The 22405-nt window shown below is 36.5% G+C and carries 19 protein-coding genes and 1 tRNA gene; 16 read left to right on the plus strand and 4 right to left on the minus strand.

From position 1 onward, the window contains the following. The first annotated feature begins 46 nt into the window (after positions 1–46). Positions 47–1192 (plus strand): cystathionine gamma-synthase, encoded by a 1146-nt coding sequence (locus tag ACZIX2_RS08990; RefSeq protein ID WP_463339766.1) that lies wholly within the window; start codon positions 47–49, stop codon positions 1190–1192. A 38-nt stretch (positions 1193–1230) separates the two neighbouring features. Here ACZIX2_RS08990 and ACZIX2_RS08995 read toward each other — a convergent pair whose 3' ends face one another. After that, a complete protein-coding gene (locus ACZIX2_RS08995; protein ID WP_463339767.1) occupies positions 1231–2025 on the minus strand; it encodes a THC0290_0291 family protein in 795 nt (264 codons plus the stop codon). A gap of 274 nt (positions 2026–2299) precedes the next feature. Here ACZIX2_RS08995 and gdhA point away from each other — a divergent pair, with 274 nt between their 5' ends. From gdhA to ACZIX2_RS09050, 11 genes are all read left to right on the plus strand, one after another. Continuing rightward, a complete protein-coding gene (gene gdhA / locus ACZIX2_RS09000; protein ID WP_463339768.1) occupies positions 2300–3643 on the plus strand; it encodes an NADP-specific glutamate dehydrogenase in 1344 nt (447 codons plus the stop codon). A gap of 118 nt (positions 3644–3761) precedes the next feature. Next, a complete protein-coding gene (gene porZ / locus ACZIX2_RS09005; protein WP_463339769.1) occupies positions 3762–6062 on the plus strand; it encodes a type IX secretion system anionic LPS delivery protein PorZ in 2301 nt (766 codons plus the stop codon). Between the two features lie 148 nt (positions 6063–6210). Continuing rightward, a complete protein-coding gene (gene recO, locus ACZIX2_RS09010; RefSeq protein ID WP_463339770.1) occupies positions 6211–6924 on the plus strand; it encodes a DNA repair protein RecO in 714 nt (237 codons plus the stop codon). 186 nt (positions 6925–7110) lie between these two features. Beyond that, on the plus strand, positions 7111–10512 hold the full coding sequence (gene ileS, locus ACZIX2_RS09015; protein ID WP_463339771.1) for an isoleucine--tRNA ligase: 3402 nt from the start codon (positions 7111–7113) through the stop codon (positions 10510–10512). Positions 10513–10564: 52 nt separating this feature from the next. After that, the gene (locus ACZIX2_RS09020; protein ID WP_463339772.1) at positions 10565–10945 is read left to right on the plus strand and encodes a TraR/DksA family transcriptional regulator; all 381 of its coding nucleotides are present in this window, start codon (positions 10565–10567) and stop codon (positions 10943–10945) included. Positions 10946–11065: 120 nt separating this feature from the next. Further along, on the plus strand, positions 11066–11677 hold the full coding sequence (locus tag ACZIX2_RS09025) for a lipoprotein signal peptidase (RefSeq protein ID WP_463339773.1): 612 nt from the start codon (positions 11066–11068) through the stop codon (positions 11675–11677). Positions 11678–11776: 99 nt separating this feature from the next. Beyond that, a complete protein-coding gene (locus ACZIX2_RS09030) occupies positions 11777–12724 on the plus strand; it encodes a bifunctional riboflavin kinase/FAD synthetase (protein WP_463339774.1) in 948 nt (315 codons plus the stop codon). 96 nt (positions 12725–12820) lie between these two features. Further along, positions 12821–13261 carry a hypothetical protein gene (locus tag ACZIX2_RS09035; protein WP_463339775.1) on the plus strand — a complete coding sequence of 147 codons (441 nt, stop codon included), beginning with the start codon at positions 12821–12823 and terminating at the stop codon, positions 13259–13261. A gap of 84 nt (positions 13262–13345) precedes the next feature. Then, positions 13346–14431 (plus strand): biotin synthase BioB, encoded by a 1086-nt coding sequence (gene bioB, locus ACZIX2_RS09040; RefSeq protein ID WP_463339776.1) that lies wholly within the window; start codon positions 13346–13348, stop codon positions 14429–14431. Positions 14432–14520: 89 nt separating this feature from the next. Beyond that, entirely contained in the window at positions 14521–15390 is an 870-nt protein-coding gene (locus ACZIX2_RS09045) for a cupin-like domain-containing protein (protein WP_463339777.1), read from the plus strand. An 85-nt stretch (positions 15391–15475) separates the two neighbouring features. Beyond that, the gene (locus tag ACZIX2_RS09050; protein ID WP_463339778.1) at positions 15476–15949 is read left to right on the plus strand and encodes a regulatory protein RecX; all 474 of its coding nucleotides are present in this window, start codon (positions 15476–15478) and stop codon (positions 15947–15949) included. A 65-nt stretch (positions 15950–16014) separates the two neighbouring features. On the opposite strand, the gene ACZIX2_RS09055 is transcribed toward ACZIX2_RS09050, so the two are convergent. Then, positions 16015–16626 carry a 50S ribosomal protein L25/general stress protein Ctc gene (locus ACZIX2_RS09055; protein ID WP_463339779.1) on the minus strand — a complete coding sequence of 204 codons (612 nt, stop codon included), beginning with the start codon at positions 16624–16626 and terminating at the stop codon, positions 16015–16017. 117 nt (positions 16627–16743) lie between these two features. Next, complete coding sequence (locus ACZIX2_RS09060) at positions 16744–17685, minus strand: ribose-phosphate pyrophosphokinase (RefSeq protein ID WP_463339780.1); 942 nt, start codon at positions 17683–17685, stop codon at positions 16744–16746. Between the two features lie 288 nt (positions 17686–17973). Between ACZIX2_RS09060 and ACZIX2_RS09065 the strand changes: the two genes are divergently transcribed. Further along, positions 17974–18053 (plus strand) — tRNA-Leu (locus tag ACZIX2_RS09065). Between the two features lie 42 nt (positions 18054–18095). Here ACZIX2_RS09065 and ACZIX2_RS09070 read toward each other — a convergent pair. Further along, positions 18096–19094: a GntR family transcriptional regulator gene (locus tag ACZIX2_RS09070; RefSeq protein WP_463339781.1), complete on the minus strand. Its 999-nt coding sequence runs from the start codon at positions 19092–19094 to the stop codon at positions 18096–18098. A gap of 125 nt (positions 19095–19219) precedes the next feature. Here ACZIX2_RS09070 and ACZIX2_RS09075 point away from each other — a divergent pair, with 125 nt between their 5' ends. From ACZIX2_RS09075 to ACZIX2_RS09085, 3 genes are read left to right on the plus strand one after another with little or no spacing between them, the layout of a single operon-like run. Next, the gene (locus tag ACZIX2_RS09075; RefSeq protein ID WP_463339782.1) at positions 19220–20251 is read left to right on the plus strand and encodes an aldose epimerase family protein; all 1032 of its coding nucleotides are present in this window, start codon (positions 19220–19222) and stop codon (positions 20249–20251) included. Positions 20252–20253: 2 nt separating this feature from the next. Beyond that, entirely contained in the window at positions 20254–21351 is a 1098-nt protein-coding gene (locus ACZIX2_RS09080; protein WP_463339783.1) for a glycoside hydrolase family 53 protein, read from the plus strand. 2 nt (positions 21352–21353) lie between these two features. Further along, positions 21354–22388 carry a glycoside hydrolase family 53 protein gene (locus ACZIX2_RS09085; protein WP_463339784.1) on the plus strand — a complete coding sequence of 345 codons (1035 nt, stop codon included), beginning with the start codon at positions 21354–21356 and terminating at the stop codon, positions 22386–22388. Positions 22389–22405 lie beyond the last annotated feature (17 nt).

Here is a 22405-nt window from a genome sequence, read left to right on the forward strand (position 1 = left end):
AATTTGCAAATTCAAAAAATGATAACCGTCTAATTAATACAACATTATGAAGTTTAATACTAAAGTGATCCATGGCAATCAACATCATGATCCAAGTACTGGTGCTGTAATGCCTCCCGTATACCAAACCTCTACTTTTGTACAAAAGAGTCCTGGCCAACCTTTACATCCCGAATATGAATACAGTAGAGCCGCCAATCCTACTCGAACAGCCTTAGAAAATGCTTTGGCAAGTATAGAAAATGGCACAAGAGGCCTTGCTTTTTCTTCTGGTTTAGCAGCGACTGACTGTATTTTGCGTTCTTTCAAAGCAGGGGATGAAATCATTGCAATGGATGATTTATACGGTGGTACTTACAGAATGTTTACCCGAATTTACAAAGATTCTGGGATAAAGTTTCATTTTGTGGACATGAACGATTTGGATTCTTTTCAATCGTTGATTAATGAAAACACCAAATTAGTTTGGGTGGAAACTCCTACTAACCCATTGATGAAATTGGCCGATATAGCAGCCATAGCAGCAATCACAAAAGCACATTCTATTTTGTTTGCGGTCGACAATACTTTTGCTTCCCCATATTTGCAAAAGCCTTTGGATTTAGGGGCTGATATAGTAATGCATTCGGCCACTAAATATTTAGGAGGACACTCTGATGTAATTGCTGGTGCATTAATCGTCAAAGACGAGGCCCTTGGCGAACAACTCCATTTTCAACAATTTGCCACCGGAGCTACTTTAGGTCCAATGGATAGTTTTTTGGTCCTTCGTGGAATCAAGACTTTGGCATTACGTGTTCAAAGACACTGCGAAAATGGCGAAAAGGTAGCGCACTTTTTACAACAACATCCTAAAGTAAAAAACGTATATTATCCTGGTTTAGTAAACCATCCTTTTCATGAGATAGCTAAAAAACAAATGAGTGGTTTTGGTGGTATGGTGTCTTTTACCTTTACATCGGGAAAAAAGGAAGAAGCTATTACATTTTTAGAAAAACTAAAAGTATTCACTTTGGCCGAATCCTTGGGTGGTGTAGAATCCTTGGCCAATCATCCCGCTTTGATGACCCACGCCTCTATACCAGAAGCCAAACGTCTCGAGGTAGGAATTACGGATGATCTGGTTCGCTTGAGTGTAGGTATAGAAGATATTGAAGATCTACTTGCCGATTTGACACAAGCATTATTATAAAAAAAAAGGCTCTGCAAATATTGTAGAGCCTTTTATCATTATAACCATTCTAGATAATAAATGTAACCGAAGTTAAACCAAACGTTCCAATCGTTGGACTTATTTTCCTTGAATAAATCCTTGTTCGGGTTAAGACCGTCTACCCAATCCGAATTAAAATATTGAAAACGGGTGTCAAATTGTAAATCGCTTATTTTATTCAATTTGTAACGTACGCCTAAACTACCGGTAACGGATAAAACCCCTCGATTTTCATTTGAAAAACCATTAGGACGCCCGTCTGAAGGTATCAAATATTTAGGAAAAGTCACTTCAGGCGTTCCCATTTCGCCTAATGAAGAAGTAGCTTTGGCATTGTAAAAACTATAAAAAGCGCCTAAACTTACATAAGGCGCAAAGGAGCCAACATAATTTTCAAAATCATGAATGTTCAACAAATAGAATTCGGTTTGAACCCCAAAATTCACCACATCCGAGGAACCACTCATAGCTCGTAATTGTTGTTTCCCAAGGGTATTATTTCCCCCTTCAACCCATCGACCAAAATGATTCAACTTGGTAGTATAATACGATAATTCTGAACGGACTTTGACATGATCATTAAAAAATGCACCATAATCAGAACGGGAAGAAAAATTGATATAATGCACAATTCCAACTCCAAAACCTGTATTTCCTTTATTAGTATCAAAATCGTGGCGCTCGCCATAATCCGACTGAAAAGCCACTAAACCACTTATAATTCCAACATCTTTTGCAGTAAGTAATTGGGCGCTGCTATTGGTTGTAATTCCTAGTAGAATCAACAACGCCACTAATTGTTTATTTAACATTTTTTTTTGTTTAACCTAAAGCAAATATAAAAAACTATTTTAGAATAAAAGTCTTAAAAAAAAGTATCTCAAAATTGACAGTTAAACTCGTTTTTTATTACATAAACTACAACGATTTCGTGTTTTGACTACCAAAAATAAGGTTTAAATTAATTTTGCTTAAATTTTAGTTATTTTTCCTTTTTTTCATAAATATTTAGGTCAAATTTAACTTTTATGAATTATATTTGCCTAAAATAAAAATATATTTTTAACTTTTTTAATTGAAAAAAATATGTCACAAAGTATTACAAACTTTATAGAATCGGTTGCTAAAAAAAATCCGAATGAACCAGAGTTTTTACAAGCCGTTTTAGAAGTTGCCGAAACTGTAATTCCGTTTATAGAACAAAATAAAAAATACCAAAACAAAATGCTTTTAGAGCGTATGGTGGAGCCTGAGCGCGTAATCATGTTTAGAGTGACTTGGATTGATGACCAAGGCAACACTCAAGTAAATCGTGGATACCGCATTCAAATGAACTCAGCCATTGGACCTTACAAAGGCGGATTACGTTTTCACCCTTCGGTAAACTTAAGTATTTTGAAATTCTTGGCTTTTGAGCAAACGTTCAAAAACAGTTTAACAACATTACCAATGGGTGGTGGAAAAGGTGGATCTGATTTCGATCCTAAAGGAAAATCAGACAACGAAATCATGAAATTCTGTCAAAGTTTTATGACCGAATTAGCCAAACATATTGGAGCTGATACCGACGTACCTGCTGGTGATATTGGTGTTGGTGGTCGCGAAGTAGGCTACTTATTTGGACAATACAAAAGATTAAGAAATGAATTTACAGGTGTATTAACAGGTAAAGGAATTTCTTTCGGTGGATCATTAATTCGTCCAGAAGCAACAGGTTATGGTACAGTTTATTTTGCTCAAAGCATGTTGAAAACCAAAGGCGATTCATTTGAAGGTAAAACAGTAGCCATTTCTGGATCAGGAAATGTAGCACAATACGCTACACAAAAAGCTACTCAATTGGGTGGTAAAGTGGTAACTTTATCTGATTCTGCTGGATACATTTATGATGCGGATGGAATTGATGCTGAAAAATTAGCCTTCGTAATGGAATTGAAAAATGAATTACGTGGTAGAATTAGCGAATATGTAACTAAATATCCAAATGCAAAATATGTAGCAGGAAAACGTCCTTGGGAAGTAAAATGTGATATTGCTTTGCCATGTGCTACACAAAATGAATTGAATGGTAAAGAAGCTGCTACTTTATTAGCTAACGGCTGTATTGCAGTGGCTGAAGGAGCTAACATGCCATCTACACCAGAAGCCGTTGAAGCTTTCTTGAAAGCCAAAATTTTGTTTGCTCCTGGAAAAGCTTCTAATGCCGGTGGAGTTGCTACTTCAGGATTGGAAATGTCTCAAAACTCTTTGCGTTTGAGTTGGACTACAGAAGAAGTTGACGAGAAATTATACAACATTATGTTGAACATCCATGCTTCATGTGTGAAATATGGTACTGACTCAACAGGATTTGTTGACTACGTAAAAGGAGCTAATATTGCAGGTTTCGTAAAAGTTGCAGATGCTATGTTAGCACAAGGAGTGGTTTAATATTCTTTAGAAAGACCCCAAAAGCCTTCAATCTTTTCTCGATTGAAGGCTTTTTACTTTTTAAGCGAACCCAGTACAACTCGTTTATGTTATATTTGTAATTCATTTTACACACTTTATGAGAAGAATAGCACTGTTTTTTTTTCTTTTATTCCTATTTAATATTGGACATTCGCAACAACAATCGCAATGGAACGGTTTTTTTTCATACAATGAAATCAAAGACCTTTCATCATCAAATTCAGCCGTTTTTGCTGCTGCCGAAAACGCTTTGTTTTCAAAAAACACAAATAACAATTCTCTAAAAACAACTACAACCATAGAAGGGCTGTCTGGAACAACCATTTCTGCTTTGTATCACAGCAGCACCTTCAACAAAACCATAGTGGGATATGAAAATGGACTTTTAATAGTTATTAATGAAGAGGACGGAACACTATCAAAAGTGGTCGATATAATCAACAAACAGCTTCCTGCAACCGTCAAAAAAGTCAATCATTTCCTAGAATACCAAGACATTCTCTATATTTCCTGCGACTTTGGTATCGTACAATACAACCTCAAAACCCTACTGTTTGGCGACACCTACTTTATTGGCGACAACGGAAAAGAAATTGCCGTACGACAAACCACATTGCAAAACGGCTGGCTCTATGCTGCTACTGCAAACGGAATTCGAAAAGCTGCAATTAGCAACCCAAACCTAAATGATTTTAAGCAATGGTCAACCATAGCGCAAGACAATTGGTCTGGCATTACCGTTTTTGATAATGAGGTGTATGCCGCCAATTTCAGTGGTGCCTTATTCAAAGAAACAGGCTTGGTTTTTTCTAACATACAGAATTTTGGGTCATCAATTCTAGATTTAAGAGCTGACAGTTCCAATTTGATAGTAACTACCTCTAATCAAGTAGCCCTCTACTCCACCGGATTTAATTTAGTTAAAAAAATTGACAATACTCAATTCAGTAATAGCCTACCACAATTTACTTGCGCACTACTACTTAATTCCAAACTTTATCTTGGCACCAAAGAAAACGGATTATTTTCATCTAGTATTGCAAATAATAACTCCTTCAATGAAGAATCCCCTAAAGGTCCATTACGAAATGCAGTTTTTGGACTAGATGTAACACCCAATGCGCTTTGGACTGTCTTTGGAGGTTATTCTGTAGATTACAACCCCTATACTTACAACAATAGTGGTCCTAATTTATATGGCATTAACAAACTAGACTCAAAAGGTTGGTTGACAATTCCTGCTACGGAAGTCTTGGGTGCGAAATCTATCTCTAAAATTATAGTTGATCCCATTAATGAGTCCAAAGTATACGCTAGTTCCTTTTTTTCGGGTTTGTTACAAATTGAAAACGATACCCCAAAAAACCTATTTAATGAAAAAAATTCTGGATTAGAATCTATAACTTTCGTAGGTCCTTCTTATATCGATGTACGTATAAACGGAACCGCATTTGATGATTCGGGGAATTTATGGATTACCAATTCGAGAATTGAAAATGGCATTAAGGTTTTGAAGACTAACGGTGAGTGGCAAAGTTATTCATTGAATCCAATTGTATCTAAAAGTATTGATGTTAGTATGAGCGAAATAACCGTTGATAAAAATGGCACCAAATGGATAGGCACCATATCCGATGGTCTGATTGCTTTCAACGAAAAAAAGCCAACGCAATACAAAAAAATATCTTTTGGCACCGATGCAGGAAATCTTCCTACTACAGATGTCAGAACATTAGCCCTTGACAAAAACAACCAACTTTGGATTGGTACTACCAAAGGCCTCCGCATATTGTCTAATGTCAATAATTTTGAAAACACCACAGCCCTAACAACAAAACCCATCATTATTTTAGAAAACAATGTTGCCCAAGAATTGTTGTATGAGCAATTCATAACTAGCATAACCGTTGATGGGGCCAATAACAAATGGATCGGTACCGCTGATTCTGGTGTGTTCCTTTTTTCGGCCGATGGTCAAAAAACGCTGCAGCATTTTACCATTAACAATTCTCCTCTGCCGAGCAATACTATTAACGACATCGGAATTAACAATGCTACTGGCGAAGTATATTTGGCCACGACCAAAGGCCTAATTTCATTTAAAGGAATGGCCACTACGGCAAGCGAAACCTTGAATAGTGTTTATGTATACCCCAATCCCGTAAGGCCTGAATTTGGCGGTACCGTAAAAATTGCAGGACTTTTGGATCGTGCCAATGTAAAAATAACCGACATCGAGGGTAATCTTGTACATGAAGCCGTTGCCGAGGGAGGCACTATCGAATGGGATACCACCGCTTTTGGCAAATACAAAGTGGCTACGGGTGTGTATATGATTTTCATCTCCGCCGAAGACGGTATTGAAACCAAAGTAAAAAAGGTGATGATTATCAGATAAAAAATCGAATTTTAATATCACAAATTCCAAAACTCAAATTCCAAATTCCAAAACTTAATTGGATAAAAACTAAAATACTATCTCGATGATTTCTAATAATTCTTGCATGTTTCATTCATTTAATTCCTCCTTTGGAGGCTAGGAGGCTATGTTAGTAAAAACCAAGGCTATTGTAATCTCTACTTTAAAATTTCAAGAAAAAAGCCTAATTGTCAAGTGCTTTACAGAGTCACATGGCCTAAAATCCTATTTTGTACGCGATGCTTTTTCGGGAAAAAAGAACCATCAAAAAATCGCCTATTTTCAACCTTTATCACTTCTCGAAATCGAAGCGGTACACAAAAACAAAGGCACGTTAGAACATTTTAAAGAAATCAAACCCGCATTTCCTTTTCAAACCATTCCTTTGGATATTGTTAAGAGTAGCATCGCGATGTTTCTGTCAGAAATTTTACATCATGCCATTCACGAAGAAGAAAAAAATGACGATTTATTTCAATACCTCGAAGCCGCCTTGCAATGGTTAGACACCCACAATGAAATCAGCAATTTTCATTTGATATTCATGCTCGAAATGACAAAATTTTTGGGCTTTTATCCGGATACTTCTGATCGCGATTTGCCGTTTTTTGAAATGAACGAAGGCGTGTTTTCCTTGTTTCAAGCCATAAGTTCTTTGTCTGAACATCAATCCAATTTACTAAAGAAACTACTCGATTTGAGATTGGATTCCGATCAAAAAGTGTTTCAAGTTACTGAGCGTCAACTTTTACTTAAAATTTTAATCGATTACTATAGCTATCATTTGGACGGATTCAAACCTCCGAAATCCTTGGAAGTTTTAAGAGAAATTTTCAGATAATGGCATTTTAGTAAATAAGACAAATCATTCAAAAAAATTTGATTCAAACTATAAATAACTCTTTTCCGTACTTTTTTATCAATTTTTGAGCAAATTATCTTCTTAAAATAATACAAAACTCCTTATAAACCAAGAATAATTCATAACAATTTCTTACTTTCGCGCCACGATTAAGAAACGGATACCATGAGTACAAAATTTACTGAATACAAAGGACTTGACTTACCCAAAGCAGCAGCTGAAGTCCTTGATTTTTGGAAGAACGAAAATATATTTGAAAAGAGTGTAACTACCCGAGAAGGCAACACGCCTTTTGTCTTTTTTGAAGGGCCGCCATCGGCCAATGGATTACCTGGAATTCACCACGTAATGGCACGTGCTATTAAAGATATTTTTTGCCGATACAAAACCCAAAAAGGATTTCAAGTAAAACGTAAAGCCGGTTGGGATACTCACGGTTTGCCTGTAGAGTTAGGTACCGAAAAAGAATTAGGCATTACTAAAGAAGATATCGGAAAAACCATTTCTATCGAAGATTATAACGAAGCGTGTAAAAAAACCGTTATGCGTTATACCGATGTTTGGAACGATTTGACTGAAAAAATGGGCTATTGGGTAGATATGGAAGATCCGTATGTAACCTATAAACCCAAGTATATGGAATCCGTTTGGTGGTTGCTAAAACAAATCTATAACAAAGATTTGATGTACAAAGGCTACACCATTCAGCCGTATTCCCCAAAAGCAGGTACTGGTTTGTCTTCTCACGAAGTAAATCAACCTGGAAGTTACCGTGATGTAACGGATACGACCATTGTAGCTCAGTTCAAAACACTACCAGAAACATTACCTTCATTTTTACAAGGTTTTGGTCCTATTCACATTTTGGCTTGGACGACAACACCTTGGACTTTACCATCGAACACCGCTTTGACGGTTGGACCAAAAATCGATTATGTTTTAGTAAAAACCTTCAATCAATATACTTTTGAGTCAGTTCATGTGATTTTGGCCAAAAACTTAGTTGGAAAACAATTTACAAAAGCTTTTTTCGCTTCTGAAGATGCCACTGATTTTGAAAACTTCAAAGCCGGTGATAAAAAAATACCGTACCAAATCGTAGCCGAATGTAAAGGTCAAGATTTAGTTGATATTCGTTACGAGCAATTATTGCCTTTTGTATTACCCTATCAAAATCCAGAAAATGCGTTTAGAGTGATAGCGGGTGATTTTGTAACCACGGAAGATGGTACGGGTATTGTACATACTGCGCCTACATTTGGTGCAGATGATGCGAAAGTAGCCAAAGAAGCTACGCCAGAAGTGCCACCAATGTTGGTTTTAGATGAAAATGGTACGCCAGTTCCATTGGTAGATTTACAAGGAAGATTTATTCAAGGTCTAGGTGATTTTTCGGGTAAATACGTTAAAAACGAATATTACAACGAAGGAGAAGCACCAGAGCGTTCGGTAGATGTAGAAATTGCCATTCGTTTAAAAGAAGAAAACAAAGCCTTCAAAGTAGAGAAATACGTTCACAGTTACCCACATTGTTGGAGAACTGATAAGCCTATTTTATATTATCCATTAGACTCTTGGTTTATCAAAATCACCGAGGTGAGAGACCGTATGTTCGACCTGAACGACAGCATCAACTGGAAACCAAAAGCTACTGGTGAAGGTCGTTTTGGAAATTGGTTGAAAAATGCCAACGATTGGAACTTATCGCGTTCTCGTTATTGGGGAATTCCTTTGCCAATTTGGAGAACCGAAGACAAACAAGAAGAAATTGTAATTGGTTCGGTTGAAGAATTATACAACGAGATAGAGAAAGCTATTGCAGCAGGCGTTCAAACCAACAATCCGTTTGCAGGTTTTGAAATTGGAAATATGTCTGAAACTAATTACGATTTGATTGATTTACACAAAAATGTGGTGGACCAAATCACGTTGGTTTCTGCTTCAGGAAAACCAATGAAACGCGAATCCGATTTGATTGACGTTTGGTTTGACTCGGGTGCTATGCCTTATGCGCAATGGCATTATCCGTTTGAAAACAAAGAAAAAATAGATCAAAATACCGATTTCCCAGCTGATTTTATTGCAGAAGGTGTCGATCAAACTCGCGGATGGTTTTATACTTTACACGCCATTGGTGCTTTGGTTTTTGATCGTATCGCTTATAAAAACGTAGTATCCAACGGTTTGGTTTTGGATAAAAATGGACAAAAAATGTCTAAGCGTTTAGGAAATGCTGTCGATCCATTTGAAACGTTATCAGAATATGGTCCTGATGCAACGCGTTGGTACATGATTTCAAATGCTAACCCTTGGGATAACTTGAAGTTTGACATTGAAGGTATTGCTGAGGTGCGTCGTAAGTTCTTTGGAACGTTGTATAATACCTATTCTTTCTTTGCATTATATGCCAATATCGATGGCTTTAGCTACGCAGAAGCTGAGGTGCCTTTAGAAGAACGTCCAGAAATTGATCAATGGATCATTTCAGAGTTGAACACATTGATAAAAGACGTTGATGTATTTTATGCCGAATACGAACCAACCAAAGCAGCTCGTGCTATTTCTGACTTTGTTCAAGAAAACTTAAGCAACTGGTACGTGCGTTTGTGTCGTCGTCGTTTCTGGAAAGGCGAGTATGCGCAAGATAAAATTGCAGCTTATCAAACGCTTTATACTTGTTTGTTAAGCATTGCCAAATTGAGTGCTCCTATCGCGCCTTTCTTTATGGATAAGTTGTACAAAGACCTGACACAAGCAACAGGAACTGAAAATTTTGAATCAGTACACTTAGCACAATTCCCAGTTTCGGTTGAAAAATATGTTGATAAATCCCTTGAAAGCAAGATGCAAAAAGCACAAATCGTATCTTCTTTGGTTTTATCTTTACGAAAAAAAGAAATGATCAAAGTACGTCAACCATTACAAAAAGTAATGATTCCTGTACTTGATGCACAACAGAAGAAAGAAATTGAAGCGGTAGCCGATTTGATTAAAGCCGAGGTGAATGTTAAAGAAATTGAACTTTTAGATGATGCTTCTGGAATTTTAGTGAAGCAAATCAAACCAAATTTCAAAGCACTTGGCCCAAGATTTGGAAAAGATATGGGATTGATTTCAAAAGAAATACAATCTTTCTCACAAGAACAGATCAATAAATTAGATAAAGAAGGTAGCTTAAGTATTGTTATTTCAGGAAAAGATGTAATTTTATCTCTAGAAGATGTAGAAATTTCCTCTCAAGATATCGAAGGTTGGTTAGTGGCCAATGCCAACGGAATCACGGTAGCACTTGATGTAACCATCACCGACGAGCTCAGAAAAGAGGGGATTGCTAGAGAGTTAGTTAATCGAATTCAAAATCTACGTAAAGACCAAGGATTCGAAGTTACTGACAAGGTAAATGTGTACGTTCAAAATCATATTGTATTAGAAGAAGCTATTCTTGCCAATGAAAACTATATCAAATCAGAAACCCTTACCAAGGAACTGATTTTTGCTCCTAGTTTAGAAAATGGTGTAGAAGTGGCATTCGATGACATTGTAACTAAAATGTCCATTTCAAAGTAATAAACCAACTATTAACAAATATTATTAACCAACCCATTAAATTAATTAGGCTATGATCGAGGAAGTTACAAGATACTCTGATGCTGACTTAGCAGAGTTCAAACAGATAATCAAAGAAAAGATTGAGAAAGCGCAAGCCGATCTTGACTTGATAAAAAGTGCCTATATGAATGATTTAAATAACGGTACCGATGACACATCGCCTACATTTAAAGCTTTCGAAGAGGGTAGCGAAACCATGTCCAAAGAAGCCAATTCACAATTGGCCATTCGTCAGGAAAAATTCTTAAGGGACTTAAAAAATGCACTTTTCCGTGTAGAAAACAAAACCTACGGTATATGCAGAGTAACCGGTAAATTAATTGGAAAAGAACGTTTAAAAATAGTACCTCATGCTACTATGAGTATTGAAGCTAAAAATTTACAAAAATAAATTGAGGGTATTCCTTTAATTTTTAATTCCAAATTCCAGGATTTCTTTTGGAATTTGGAATTTCTTTTTTGAAATAGTTCTATCGAATTTCGTTATTTTTGCCCCACAAAATTTTTCACCATGTCATTACGCAAAGCATACTTCCTTATATTCTTACTTTTATTAGTTGACCAAGTTTCAAAGATTTATATCAAAACGCACTTTGTTTTAGGCGAAGAAGTCGAAGTATTTTCTTGGTTCAAAATTCATTTCATAGAAAACGAAGGTATGGCCTGGGGCACCAAACTTCCAGGAGAGTACGGAAAATTGTTCTTGACCGTTTTTAGAATTTTTGCCGTTGCAGGTATCGGATATTGGTTGTGGGATGCTGTTCGAAATCATAAAAGTACCAATTACTTAATTGTGGCCATCGCTTTAATTTTTGCTGGAGCCTTAGGAAATATTATCGATTCTGTTTTTTACGGTGTCCTCTTTAACGACAGTTATCAGCAATTGGCCGTTATGTTCTCTGAAGAGCCTTACGGAACTTGGTTTCACGGGCAAGTGGTCGATATGTTCTACTTCCCTATCATCAAAGATTATCCTATGCCCGTATGGGTTCCTTTCTTTGGCGGAAGACCCTTTACCTTCTTCAATGCCATTTTCAATGTAGCCGATGTAGCCATTTCTACTGGTGTGGGTATTTTGATCGTATTCAACAAAAAAGCATTTCCAAAAGAAAACGCGGATTAATCTTTAGCTCCTATTACTAGATTCTATCAAAATAAACTACAATTTCTTTACAAAAATTATACAGAAAGTATAAATTTGCGCTTTCTTAAATAAGTCATTTTGAAGATTTTTCATTCTATCAACGCGTTTAATAGTAGTAAAAAAACCATCCTAACTTTAGGTACTTTTGATGGTGTGCACTATGGACATCAAACTATTTTAAAAAGGGTAACTCAAAGCACAGAAAATGGCAAGTATGAGAGTGTTGTACTTACTTTTTTTCCGCATCCACGAATGGTTCTTAGAGAAAATTCTACTATTCAACTTTTGAATACTATAGATGAAAAAACAGAATTATTGGATCAATTAGGCATCGAAAACTTAGTCATCCATCCTTTCGACACCGCCTTTTCCAACCTGTCAGCCGAAGAATTTGTGAGAGATATTTTAGTAGCTCAATTCAAAATTCAAAAAATCATAATTGGTTACGATCATCGTTTTGGAAAAAACAGAACGGCAAATATCGAAGATTTAATTGCATTTGGACTAAAATACGGATTTGAAGTAGAGCAAATTACCGCTCAAGAAATTAATGAAATTTCGGTTAGTTCCACTAAAATAAGAACAGCAATTCAAGATGGCGAAATCGATTTGGCCAACACCTATCTTGGTTATCCTTATCCATTAACCGGCAAAGTGATTCAAGGCAAACAATTGGGCCGAACCATTGGCTTTCCTACTGCCAACCTTTCAGTTCTCGAAGATTTTAAATTAATTCCAAAAAATGGAGTGTATGTTGTAAAAAGCATCATCGCCAACGAGACTGTTTTTGGAATGATGAATATTGGCATCAATCCAACGGTGGGAGGAAATAAGCAAAGCATAGAGGTGCACTTTTTGGATTTCAATAAAGACCTATACCATCAAGAACTAAAAATAGCCGTTTTGCATCGCCTGCGTTCTGAACAGAAATTCGAAAACATTGACTTCCTAAAATCGCAATTAGCCCAAGACGAAAGGGACACTAGATCCTACATTGCTACCGCTACACACAATCTAAAAAGTTAATCTGTTTTAAAAAACCATTTTAGTCGTTTTTTTTGAGTAAATTTAATGTTATTTAATTCTCTTTCAATTGCTTAACTATCACTTAAAAAATACACTATGAAAACTTCAAAAGAATTTCAGAACGGTTTTCTCATATTCTTGGGAATTGCCATTTATTTCTTGATCATGAACCTTCTTGGTTTGTCCGATGTGTTTTACTTGCGTCTATTCAATACTTTCTTTGTACTATACGGGGTGAATCGTTCCATTGTCATGAACATCCACGAAGGCAATATTTTATTGATAAACAATGCAAAATCAGCCATGAAAACGTCAATAATAGGAGTTTGCCTGAGTATTATTGGACTAATAATCTACAGCTACCTGCAGGGAGGAGATCAATATGTACAATCCTTATCCAAAACTTTTTTGTTTGGCGGCAATCCCTCTGTAATGACCTATAGTATTTGTCTGTTTTTCGAAGGAATTGCTTCTTCGGTCTTGGTAACCTTACTCTTGTTGATGTATTGGAACAACCGTTTGGCAACCGATTCATAAAGCTTTAAATAAAAAATGCATTTATTGTACAACATTGTTACTTAAAAACAATTTGATTACTTTTGTCGCTCTAAAAATGCATCTATGAGCAGTATAAAACACAATTGGACAAAAGAAGAAATCTTAGAAATATATAATAAACCCTTGATGGAATTGCTTTATGAAGCAGCCACAGTACACAGAAAAAACCACGACCCTAATGTTGTTCAAGTATCAACTTTAGTATCTATCAAAACAGGTGGTTGCTCTGAAGATTGTGGATACTGCCCTCAAGCAGCGCGATACAACACAGGCATTGAAGGCAACAACTTAATGACTGTACATCAAGTAAAGGAAAAAGCAGAAAAAGCCAAAGCTGGCGGATCCTCAAGAGTTTGTATGGGTGCTGCTTGGCGCAATGTTAAAGACGGACCAGAATTTGACCAAGTTCTTGAAATGGTGCGCACCATCAACAAAATGGACATGGAAGTGTGCTGTACTTTAGGTATGATCACCGAAAACCAAGCCCAACGTTTGGCTGAAGCCGGTTTGTATGCCTACAACCATAATCTAGATTCCTCCGAAGAATACTATAAGGAAGTTATTTCTACCCGTGGATTTGAAGACCGTTTGCAAACCATTGCCAACGTTAGAAAAACATCAGTTACTGTTTGCAGTGGTGGAATTATAGGTATGGGAGAAAGTGTTGAAGATCGTGCCGGTATGTTGGTTGCTTTATCGACCTTAAACCCTCAACCCGAATCAGTGCCTATCAATGCCCTTGTTGCTGTTGAAGGCACACCGCTTCAAGACGAAAAACCTGTTGAAATATGGGATATGGTGCGTATGGTTGCCACTACTCGTATCGTAATGCCAGAAACACAAGTACGTCTATCTGCTGGTAGAACACAAATGAGCCAAGAAGGACAAGCTTTATGTTTCTTTGCGGGTGCCAATTCTATTTTTGCTGGAGAAAAACTTTTAACCACTCCAAATCCAGACGTTAATGAAGACATGAAAATGTTTGCTTTATTGGGATTAGAGCCTCAAAAACCATTTACCAAAAAAGCACAAACGCCATCCGTTGAAGCTGAGGATTCAGAATTTGAATCATTAGGAGAAAAACCAAAGTGGTCAAGACCAGGTCATACCATCGAAAGAAATCTTGAAGCCTCGGTTAAGAATAAATAAAAAATATTTTTTCAAACATAAAAGCTTTATTAAATTTGCTCTTAGCCTTAAAACTAAGAGCTTTTTTTTAATCATAATTTTGTTTGTTTATGAAATTAAATCTTACTAAAATCGAACGCGTTCCTACTATTTCTAAACAAGATTTTTATACAAATTATGTAAAAAAACAAAAACCTCTAGTTATTGAAAAACTAACAGAAGACTGGCCTGCCTATGAAAAATGGAATCTAGAGTACATTAAAAATGTGGCCGGTGATAAAATTGTCCCACTATACGACGATCGCCCAGTTACCCACAAAGACGGTTTTAATGAGGCACATGCGCAAATGAAAATGGCAGATTACATTGATTTGCTTCAATCCAAACCTACCAATTATCGTATTTTTCTATATGAATTAATGAAAGAAGTACCCATACTTCAAAAAGATTTCAATTGGCCCAATATAGGTTTGCGTTTGGTCAAACAACTACCTATGTTGTTTTTTGGTGGGGAAAACTCAAAAGTATTCATGCATTATGATATTGATTATTCCAATATTTTGCATTTTCATTTTCACGGAAAAAAACAATGCATCTTGTTTGCCCCTGATCAAACCCCTTACCTTTACAAAGTTCCTCACGCCTTAATTTCAAGAGAGGATATCGATTTTGACCAACCTGATTTTGAAAAATTTCCTGCCTTGCAATATGCTAAGGGCTATATCACCAACCTAAAACACGGTGAGGTACTCTATATGCCAGAAGGGTATTGGCATTACATGAAATATGTTACTCCAGGTTTTTCTATGAGTTTAAGAGCATTCCCAAGAAACGTGGTACACTTATCAAAAGCGGTATACAACGTATTTTTTATGCGTTTTTTTGACAATACGATGCGTAAACTAAAAGGACAAGCTTGGATAGACTACAAAAACGAAAGAGCCATTTTGGACACCGAAAAAAAATTAATCAAGAGCTAACTCGCTTTTCGCAAAACACTTCGTTATTTCTCTTAAAACGCTTGAAAAACCTCCCTTAGCGTTCCAATTGTCAGCACCTTTTCTTATGTCAAAAATCATCACTTCTCTTCAAGCTCAACATAAAATAGAACACTATTGTGCCTATCAAGAACGATGTCACGAAGAGGTGATTCAAAAACTAAAAACCATGCAATTGGAACCTGAGGTAATAGACCAATTGATGGCACACCTTATTGCGCAGAATTTTTTGAATGAGACCCGTTTTGCTTGCAGTTTTGCTAGAGGCAAACACCGGATTAAAAAGTGGGGCAAAATCAGAATTACCAACGAGCTAAAACAACGCAAGATTAGCACCTACAATATCAACAAAGCCCTTCAAGAACTCGATGCAGAAGGGTATTTGGATACCTTTCATACCGTAGCAGACAAACATTGGGAATCCATAAACGAAACCAATCCATTAAAAAAGCAAAAGAAATTTTGCGATTTTATGTTCCGAAAAGGCTTTGAAAACCAACTGGTCTATGAAAAAATAAGAGAGTTAGAATCTCATAAATAACCTCAATTGTATCCAAAAAAAAAGCGCCAGTTTTGAAACTGACGCTTTGATATAAAAAAAACAAATTATTTTTTCTTTCCTTTTGCAGGAGCTTTGGCTGCTTTGGCTGCTTCTTGAGCTGCTTTCATCGCCGCACGAGAAATCTTCACTTGACAAATTACAGTATTGTCTGGGTGCATGATTTTGAAGTTTGGAGTAGGTACTTTAGTTACATATAACTTATTACCCATTTCAAGTGGAGTGATGTCTGCCTCTACGAAATCAGGAAGATTTTTTGGTAAAGCTTTCACTTTCAATTTACGGTTGTTCATACGTAAATCTCCACCTGCCATAACTCCTTTAGAGTTACCAATAATTTTCACAGGAACTTCCATTGTGATTTCTTTATCCTCGTGGATTTCGAAGAAGTCAATGTGTAAAATTTTGTCAGATACTGGGTGAAATTGTATGTCTTGCAAAACAGCATTGTACGATTTACCATTACCCAATTCGATCACAACAGTGTGAGCGTTTGGAGTGTAAATCAAGTTTTTGAATGCCATAACTTCTGCTGAGAAATGCACCGCTTGATTTCCTCCGTATAATACGCAAGGAACCAATCCAGCATTACGTAAGGCCTTAGTTGACACTTTGCCCACGCTTTCTCTTTCTGATCCTTTAATTGTAATCGATTTCATTTTAAATATTTATATAGTTATTAATTAAACTCTTCTTTTTGTGTGATTAGTAATTGGTTATTAGTGATTAGCCTTGTTTTTTGCTAATTACTAATAACTATGTACTACTCACTAATGCTACATTATAAACTTACCACTAATAGAATTGTTGTGGTGTACCATATGCATTACTTCGGCAAAAAGTGGCGCACAACTTAAAACCTTAATTTTGCTAGACTCCTTCTTTAATGGAATGGAATCCGAAACGATTAATTCTGATAATTTAGAATTTTCGATTTTTTCGTATGCATTTCCAGATAAAATTGGATGAGTACAAATCGCTCTAACGCTTAATGCTCCTCTTTCAATCATCAAATCAGCTGCTTTAGCTAATGTTCCTCCGGTATCAATCATATCGTCTACCAAAATCACATTTCTTCCTTTCACTTCACCGATCAACTCCATAGATTCGATAACATTGGCAACTTTTCTTTGCTTGTAACAAATTACCACATCTGATTCTAAAAATTTAGAATACGCATACGCTCTTTTAGAACCTCCCATATCTGGAGAAGCGATGGTCAAATTCTCAATTCCTAAACTTTTTACATAAGGTAAAAAGATGGTAGAAGCGAATAAGTGATCTACCGGTTTTTCGAAGAATCCTTGAATTTGATCAGCATGCAAGTCCATGGTCATGATGCGGGTTGCCCCTGCAGCATTTAACAAATTAGCCACCAATTTTGCCCCAATCGGCACCCTTGGTTTGTCTTTTCTATCTTGTCTAGCCCATCCAAAATATGGAATTACAGCAGTAATGTGTCTAGCCGAAGCTCTTTTGGCAGCGTCGATCATCATTAACAATTCCATCAAATTGTCTGCTGTTGGAAATGTGGAACAAACAATAAAAACGCGCAATCCTCTTATAGACTCTTCATATGAAGGCTGAAATTCACCATCACTATATTTAGCAAGGGTTACTTTTCCTAAAGGAATTCCATAATTTTTTGCAATTTGCTCTGCAAGATATACACTTTGTGAACAAGCAAAAATTTTAGCTTCTGGTTCTAGGTGTGACATTGATTGAATTTTTTTTATTTCCGAAGCCGCTTCTTTTGGTTTACTATTTTAATTTCAAATCAGCAAAACCAAGTGTATTTACCTCGAATGTAGTTAGTTAGTGTGTGTTGTTTTAACGAGGTGCAAATTTATAAAATTTATTCAAGACTGAAAGTAAAATTTTAAGTATTTTTTGTTGATGATTTAATTTTATTTTTTACATTTGCACCGTGTTAAAGAAACAGCAACTTAGTTACTACTAAATTGTTCTTTATGCGTGAAACAACTGTTGTTGTTTCGGTCTGCTAAGCCCGGATGGCGGAATTGGTAGACGCGCTGGTCTCAAACACCTGTGGGAAACCGTGCCGGTTCGACTCCGGCTCCGGGTACAAAAACCGCTTCTTTTTAGAAGCGGTTTTTTTTGTTTTATATCATAACGAATTCCTTATAATCAAATTGCATTGGTTTTCGATTTGCACTTTTTTGTTTTTCAATATCATTTCGGCCAATATTTTTCCCATACCAACAAAGTCAGTTGAAATAGTGGTAATTCCGTTTTCTACAATTTTTTTAAGCGGTGTTTCATTGTATGAAATGATACCGTAATCTTCACCAATAGTTAAGTTTTGCGCTTTCGCTTTCTCGATTACACTAACTAAATCTCGATCACTCGGTATCACATACACTTCTCCTTGTTGGATAGTACGATTTTTAAATTCGGTTATTACTTCGTGATCACATCCAAAGTCCTTACAAAAGTTTAGAAATCCTATTTTCATTCCAAAAGGCTCTCTATATCCAGGAAAGATGAGTATGAGTTTTTGATACTTATCTAGTTTGTCTTTGCCTTTTAATAGGTTATCATAAATGTTTTCAACAAAGTTTTGATAGATCGCAGGGTATTTGGCCAAATGCGGATTGGTTTGATCTAAAATATAAACATCATTTACTGGTAGGTTTTTTATTGTGGTATGTGCTTCTTCAAAAGCAGTAGGCATAATAATATACTTGGTATAATCCCCAATATTTTCTGCTATAAGTTTTTGAAAAAACTGAAAATTAAAATGATGAAAAAAAATGTCTACTTGAGCATTTTTCCCGATGTTTTCTAAAAATGAATTGTACAAATCTTCCTTGAAAATATTCAGTTCGTCAAAGAGCAAAAATATTTTTTGTTTGATATTTATTTCCACACTTTTTATGTAATACCCTTTGCCAGGTATAGCAAATACAATACCTCGCTTCTTTAATTCATCGTAAGCTAGCAATACCGTGTCTCGAGATAATCCGTGTGCCAAACACACTTTGTTTACCGAAGGCAGCTGATCGCCTTTACTTAAACTTTCGGCTTCAATGGCTTTTTCAATCGACTGAATTATTTGTTTGTATTTGGGTATCCCTTGGTTGTTTTGAACAGTGATATATTTCATAGTTGGTATTTTTTGGCAATATACAAAAACAACTGGTAGGTACTGGTATGTATTAGAGCTGTTTTTAACTAAATTTGAATTTCACAGTTAATACCAATACCGCTTTTATAAAAAATTTCAAATTTATGACACACTATTATGATACATCCTTGAATACAATGCCTGATGGCGAGGAAGTTCAGTTTGTTGCGCTCAAAAATGCTAATGGCATGCAAGTGCAGGTAATGAGCTACGGCGCCACAGTAACTGCTATAAAAGTTCCATTAGAAAACCAATCCATGGTAGATGTGGTTTTAGGATTTGAAAACGCAGCAGCATACATCAACTCTTTCGATTTACCAAGTCCTCCCTATTTCGGAACCATCGTAGGGCGATACGCTGGAAGAATCAACGAAAGTACATTCGAATTAAACGGCAAAACCATTCACCTCATCCCTAATCACGGTGCACATGTATTACATGGAGGCGAAAATGGATTTAGTAAAAAAAACTGGAAAGTAGCAAACGTTAAACAGGGTATGAATCCAGCAGTAACACTCTCTTATACTAGCCCTGCCAATGAAGAAAATTTCCCAGGAGAATTAACCGTTGAAGTTACCTATACTTTGACGGAATCAAATGAAGTAAAAGTGGAATATAGTGCAACTACCACTGAGGATACTATATTAAATTTAACTCATCACAGTTATTTTAATCTTGATGGTCATCAGCATACGGTAACGCAACAAGAACTATTCGTCAATGCCGAAAAAATATTAGAGAAAAATCATCAAAATATACCAACTGGTAGGGTGCTGCCTGTAGCCGGAACTACATTTGATTTTTTAAGTTCTAAAAAATGCCCAATAGCAATAGATGATACTTTTGTTTTGAGTAGCTCTGAAGAAGTTGCGGCTTCACTTTATAGTGCTAAAAACAACCTGCAATTATTGGTGTATACCAATCAGCCAGGCGTTCATATTTATGTGGGAGGCAATTGTTTTGATACCATCCCAGGAAAAGATGGAGTCAATTACCACCCGTTGAGTGGCATTTGTTTTGAGACTCAAAATTTTCCAGATGCTCCAAATCATGCCGAATTTCCTTCAGCAGTTCTAAAAAAAGGAGAACATTACAATCATAAAACAATTTACAAATTCCAATCCAAATCGAATTAACCATGAAAAAAACCTTCTTAACTATAGTTCTTCTTATAAGCGTTTTGTTGCAAACAGCATGTTCGAGCGATAGCGAAAAAAGCGATGACGGAACCGTTACACCACCTGTAGTAACAAGTGATTTTATCAAAGCGGCAGATATTTCTTTTTTACCAGAAATAGAAACGGCGGGCGTAGTGTTTTCTCACAACGGAAAAAATGAAGACATGTTGACTACCCTAAAAAGTGTTGGTTGTAATACCATCCGAATTCGTTTGTGGAAAGATCCCGCCAACGTACATTCTGGGTTGACCGAAGTAAAAGCTCTAGCACAACGAGTGAAACAAGCAGGCTTAAAAGTTTGGTTAACCGTTCACTACTCTGATGATTGGGCAGATCCTGCGGTTCAAACCACTCCAGCTGCTTGGAAAAACTTATCGTTTAATGATTTGAAAGCGGCAGTAGCCACGTATACCACAACTATTTTGACAGAAATTAATCCAGATATTATTCAAATCGGGAACGAAATCAATACCGGATTGCTTTGGCCTCAAGGACATTTAATCAATCAAGAAGCACAATGTATAGATTTGTTAAAAACAATGAGTACTACCATTCGAAGCAAAGCGCCAAGTACCAAAATTATGATTCACTATGCAGGCGTTTCGGCTACAGATACTAATTGGTTTTTTACTAAAGTAAAAAGTGTTGATTATGATTATATCGGTTTGTCGTATTATCCTATTTGGCACGGTAAAGATTTGGCTACAATAAAAACCACTATCGATGCCTTAGGAAAAAACTTTTCTAAAAAAGTATTGATTGCAGAAACTGCTTATCCCTTTACTTTGGGATACAACGATTGGACGAATAATATTATGGGACTGGAATCTCAGCTAGTGGCAGGATATCCAGCGACTCCCGAAGGCCAAAAAAACTTTGTTTTGGCAATTAAAGATTTAGTGAAATCCTCTACTTACGGACAAGGTTTTGCGTATTGGGGAGGCGAATGGGTAGCTTTCAAAGGCAACCAAGCTACCAATGGGTCTACTTTCGAAAATCAGGCATTTTATGATTTTTCAAATAAAGCATTGCCCGTTTTGCAAGCATTTACCAATTAGTTATGAAAAAATGTAAGTATATCAAATTCAACATATTTATTCTACTTTTTGTTGCTTTAAGTATGCCTGTTTTTGGACAAAAGAAAAATACATCGGCTTTCGCCAAAGGGGCCGACGTGAGTTGGTTGCCGCAAATGGAAGCTACGGGCTATCGTTTTTATGATACCGACGGAAAGGAAAAAGAGTGTTTGCAATTGCTAAAAGAACGCGGAATGAATACCATTCGTTTGCGAGTATTTGTCAATCCAAGCCAAGACAAAGCAAGCGGTCATTGCAGTAAGGAAGAAACAGTAGCTATGGCTTTGCGTGCTCAAAAAGCCAAAATGCGCATTATGATCGATTTTCATTATAGCGATACTTGGGCAGATCCCGCCAAACAAGCCAAACCAGCTGCTTGGGCGAACTTATCGTTCGATGCGTTACAACATAAAGTCTATGAACATACATTTGATGTGTTGACCGCTTTAAAAAAAGCAGGTGTTACTCCAGAATGGGTTCAGGTGGGGAATGAAATTCCAGGCGGAATGCTTTGGCCTGATGGGAGCACGAACAATTGGGCTCAACTAGTGCAATTACTGAATAAAGGATACGAAGCAACCAAAGCTGTGAATGCCAAAATCAAAGTAATTGTGCACGTAGACGAAGGAAACAACAACGAAAAGTTCCGTTGGTTTTTTGATAAAGCTACCGAACATCAAGTAAAGTATGACGTAATTGGTTTGTCTTATTATCCGTTTTGGATCAAGAAAGACTATTCAGAAACCATAGCCGATTTACAAAAGAATCTGAACGATATGGCTTCACGTTATCAGAAAGAAGTAATGGTCGTCGAAGTTGGCGGTGTAGATGAACAAGTACAAAACACCAAAGAACTCCTAGCTGCTACGATCAAAGCTGTAAGAGCTGTTCCTAATCATAAAGGCTTGGGCGTTTTGTATTGGGAGCCACAAGGAGCCAAATCTTGGAGTGGCTATGGCTTGAGTGCGTGGCAACCAGATGGGAAACCTTCACCAGCATTGGATGCTTTTAAAGAATAATGAATTGGATTAAAAAT

The sequence above is a fragment of the Flavobacterium riviphilum genome (assembly GCF_055231795.1).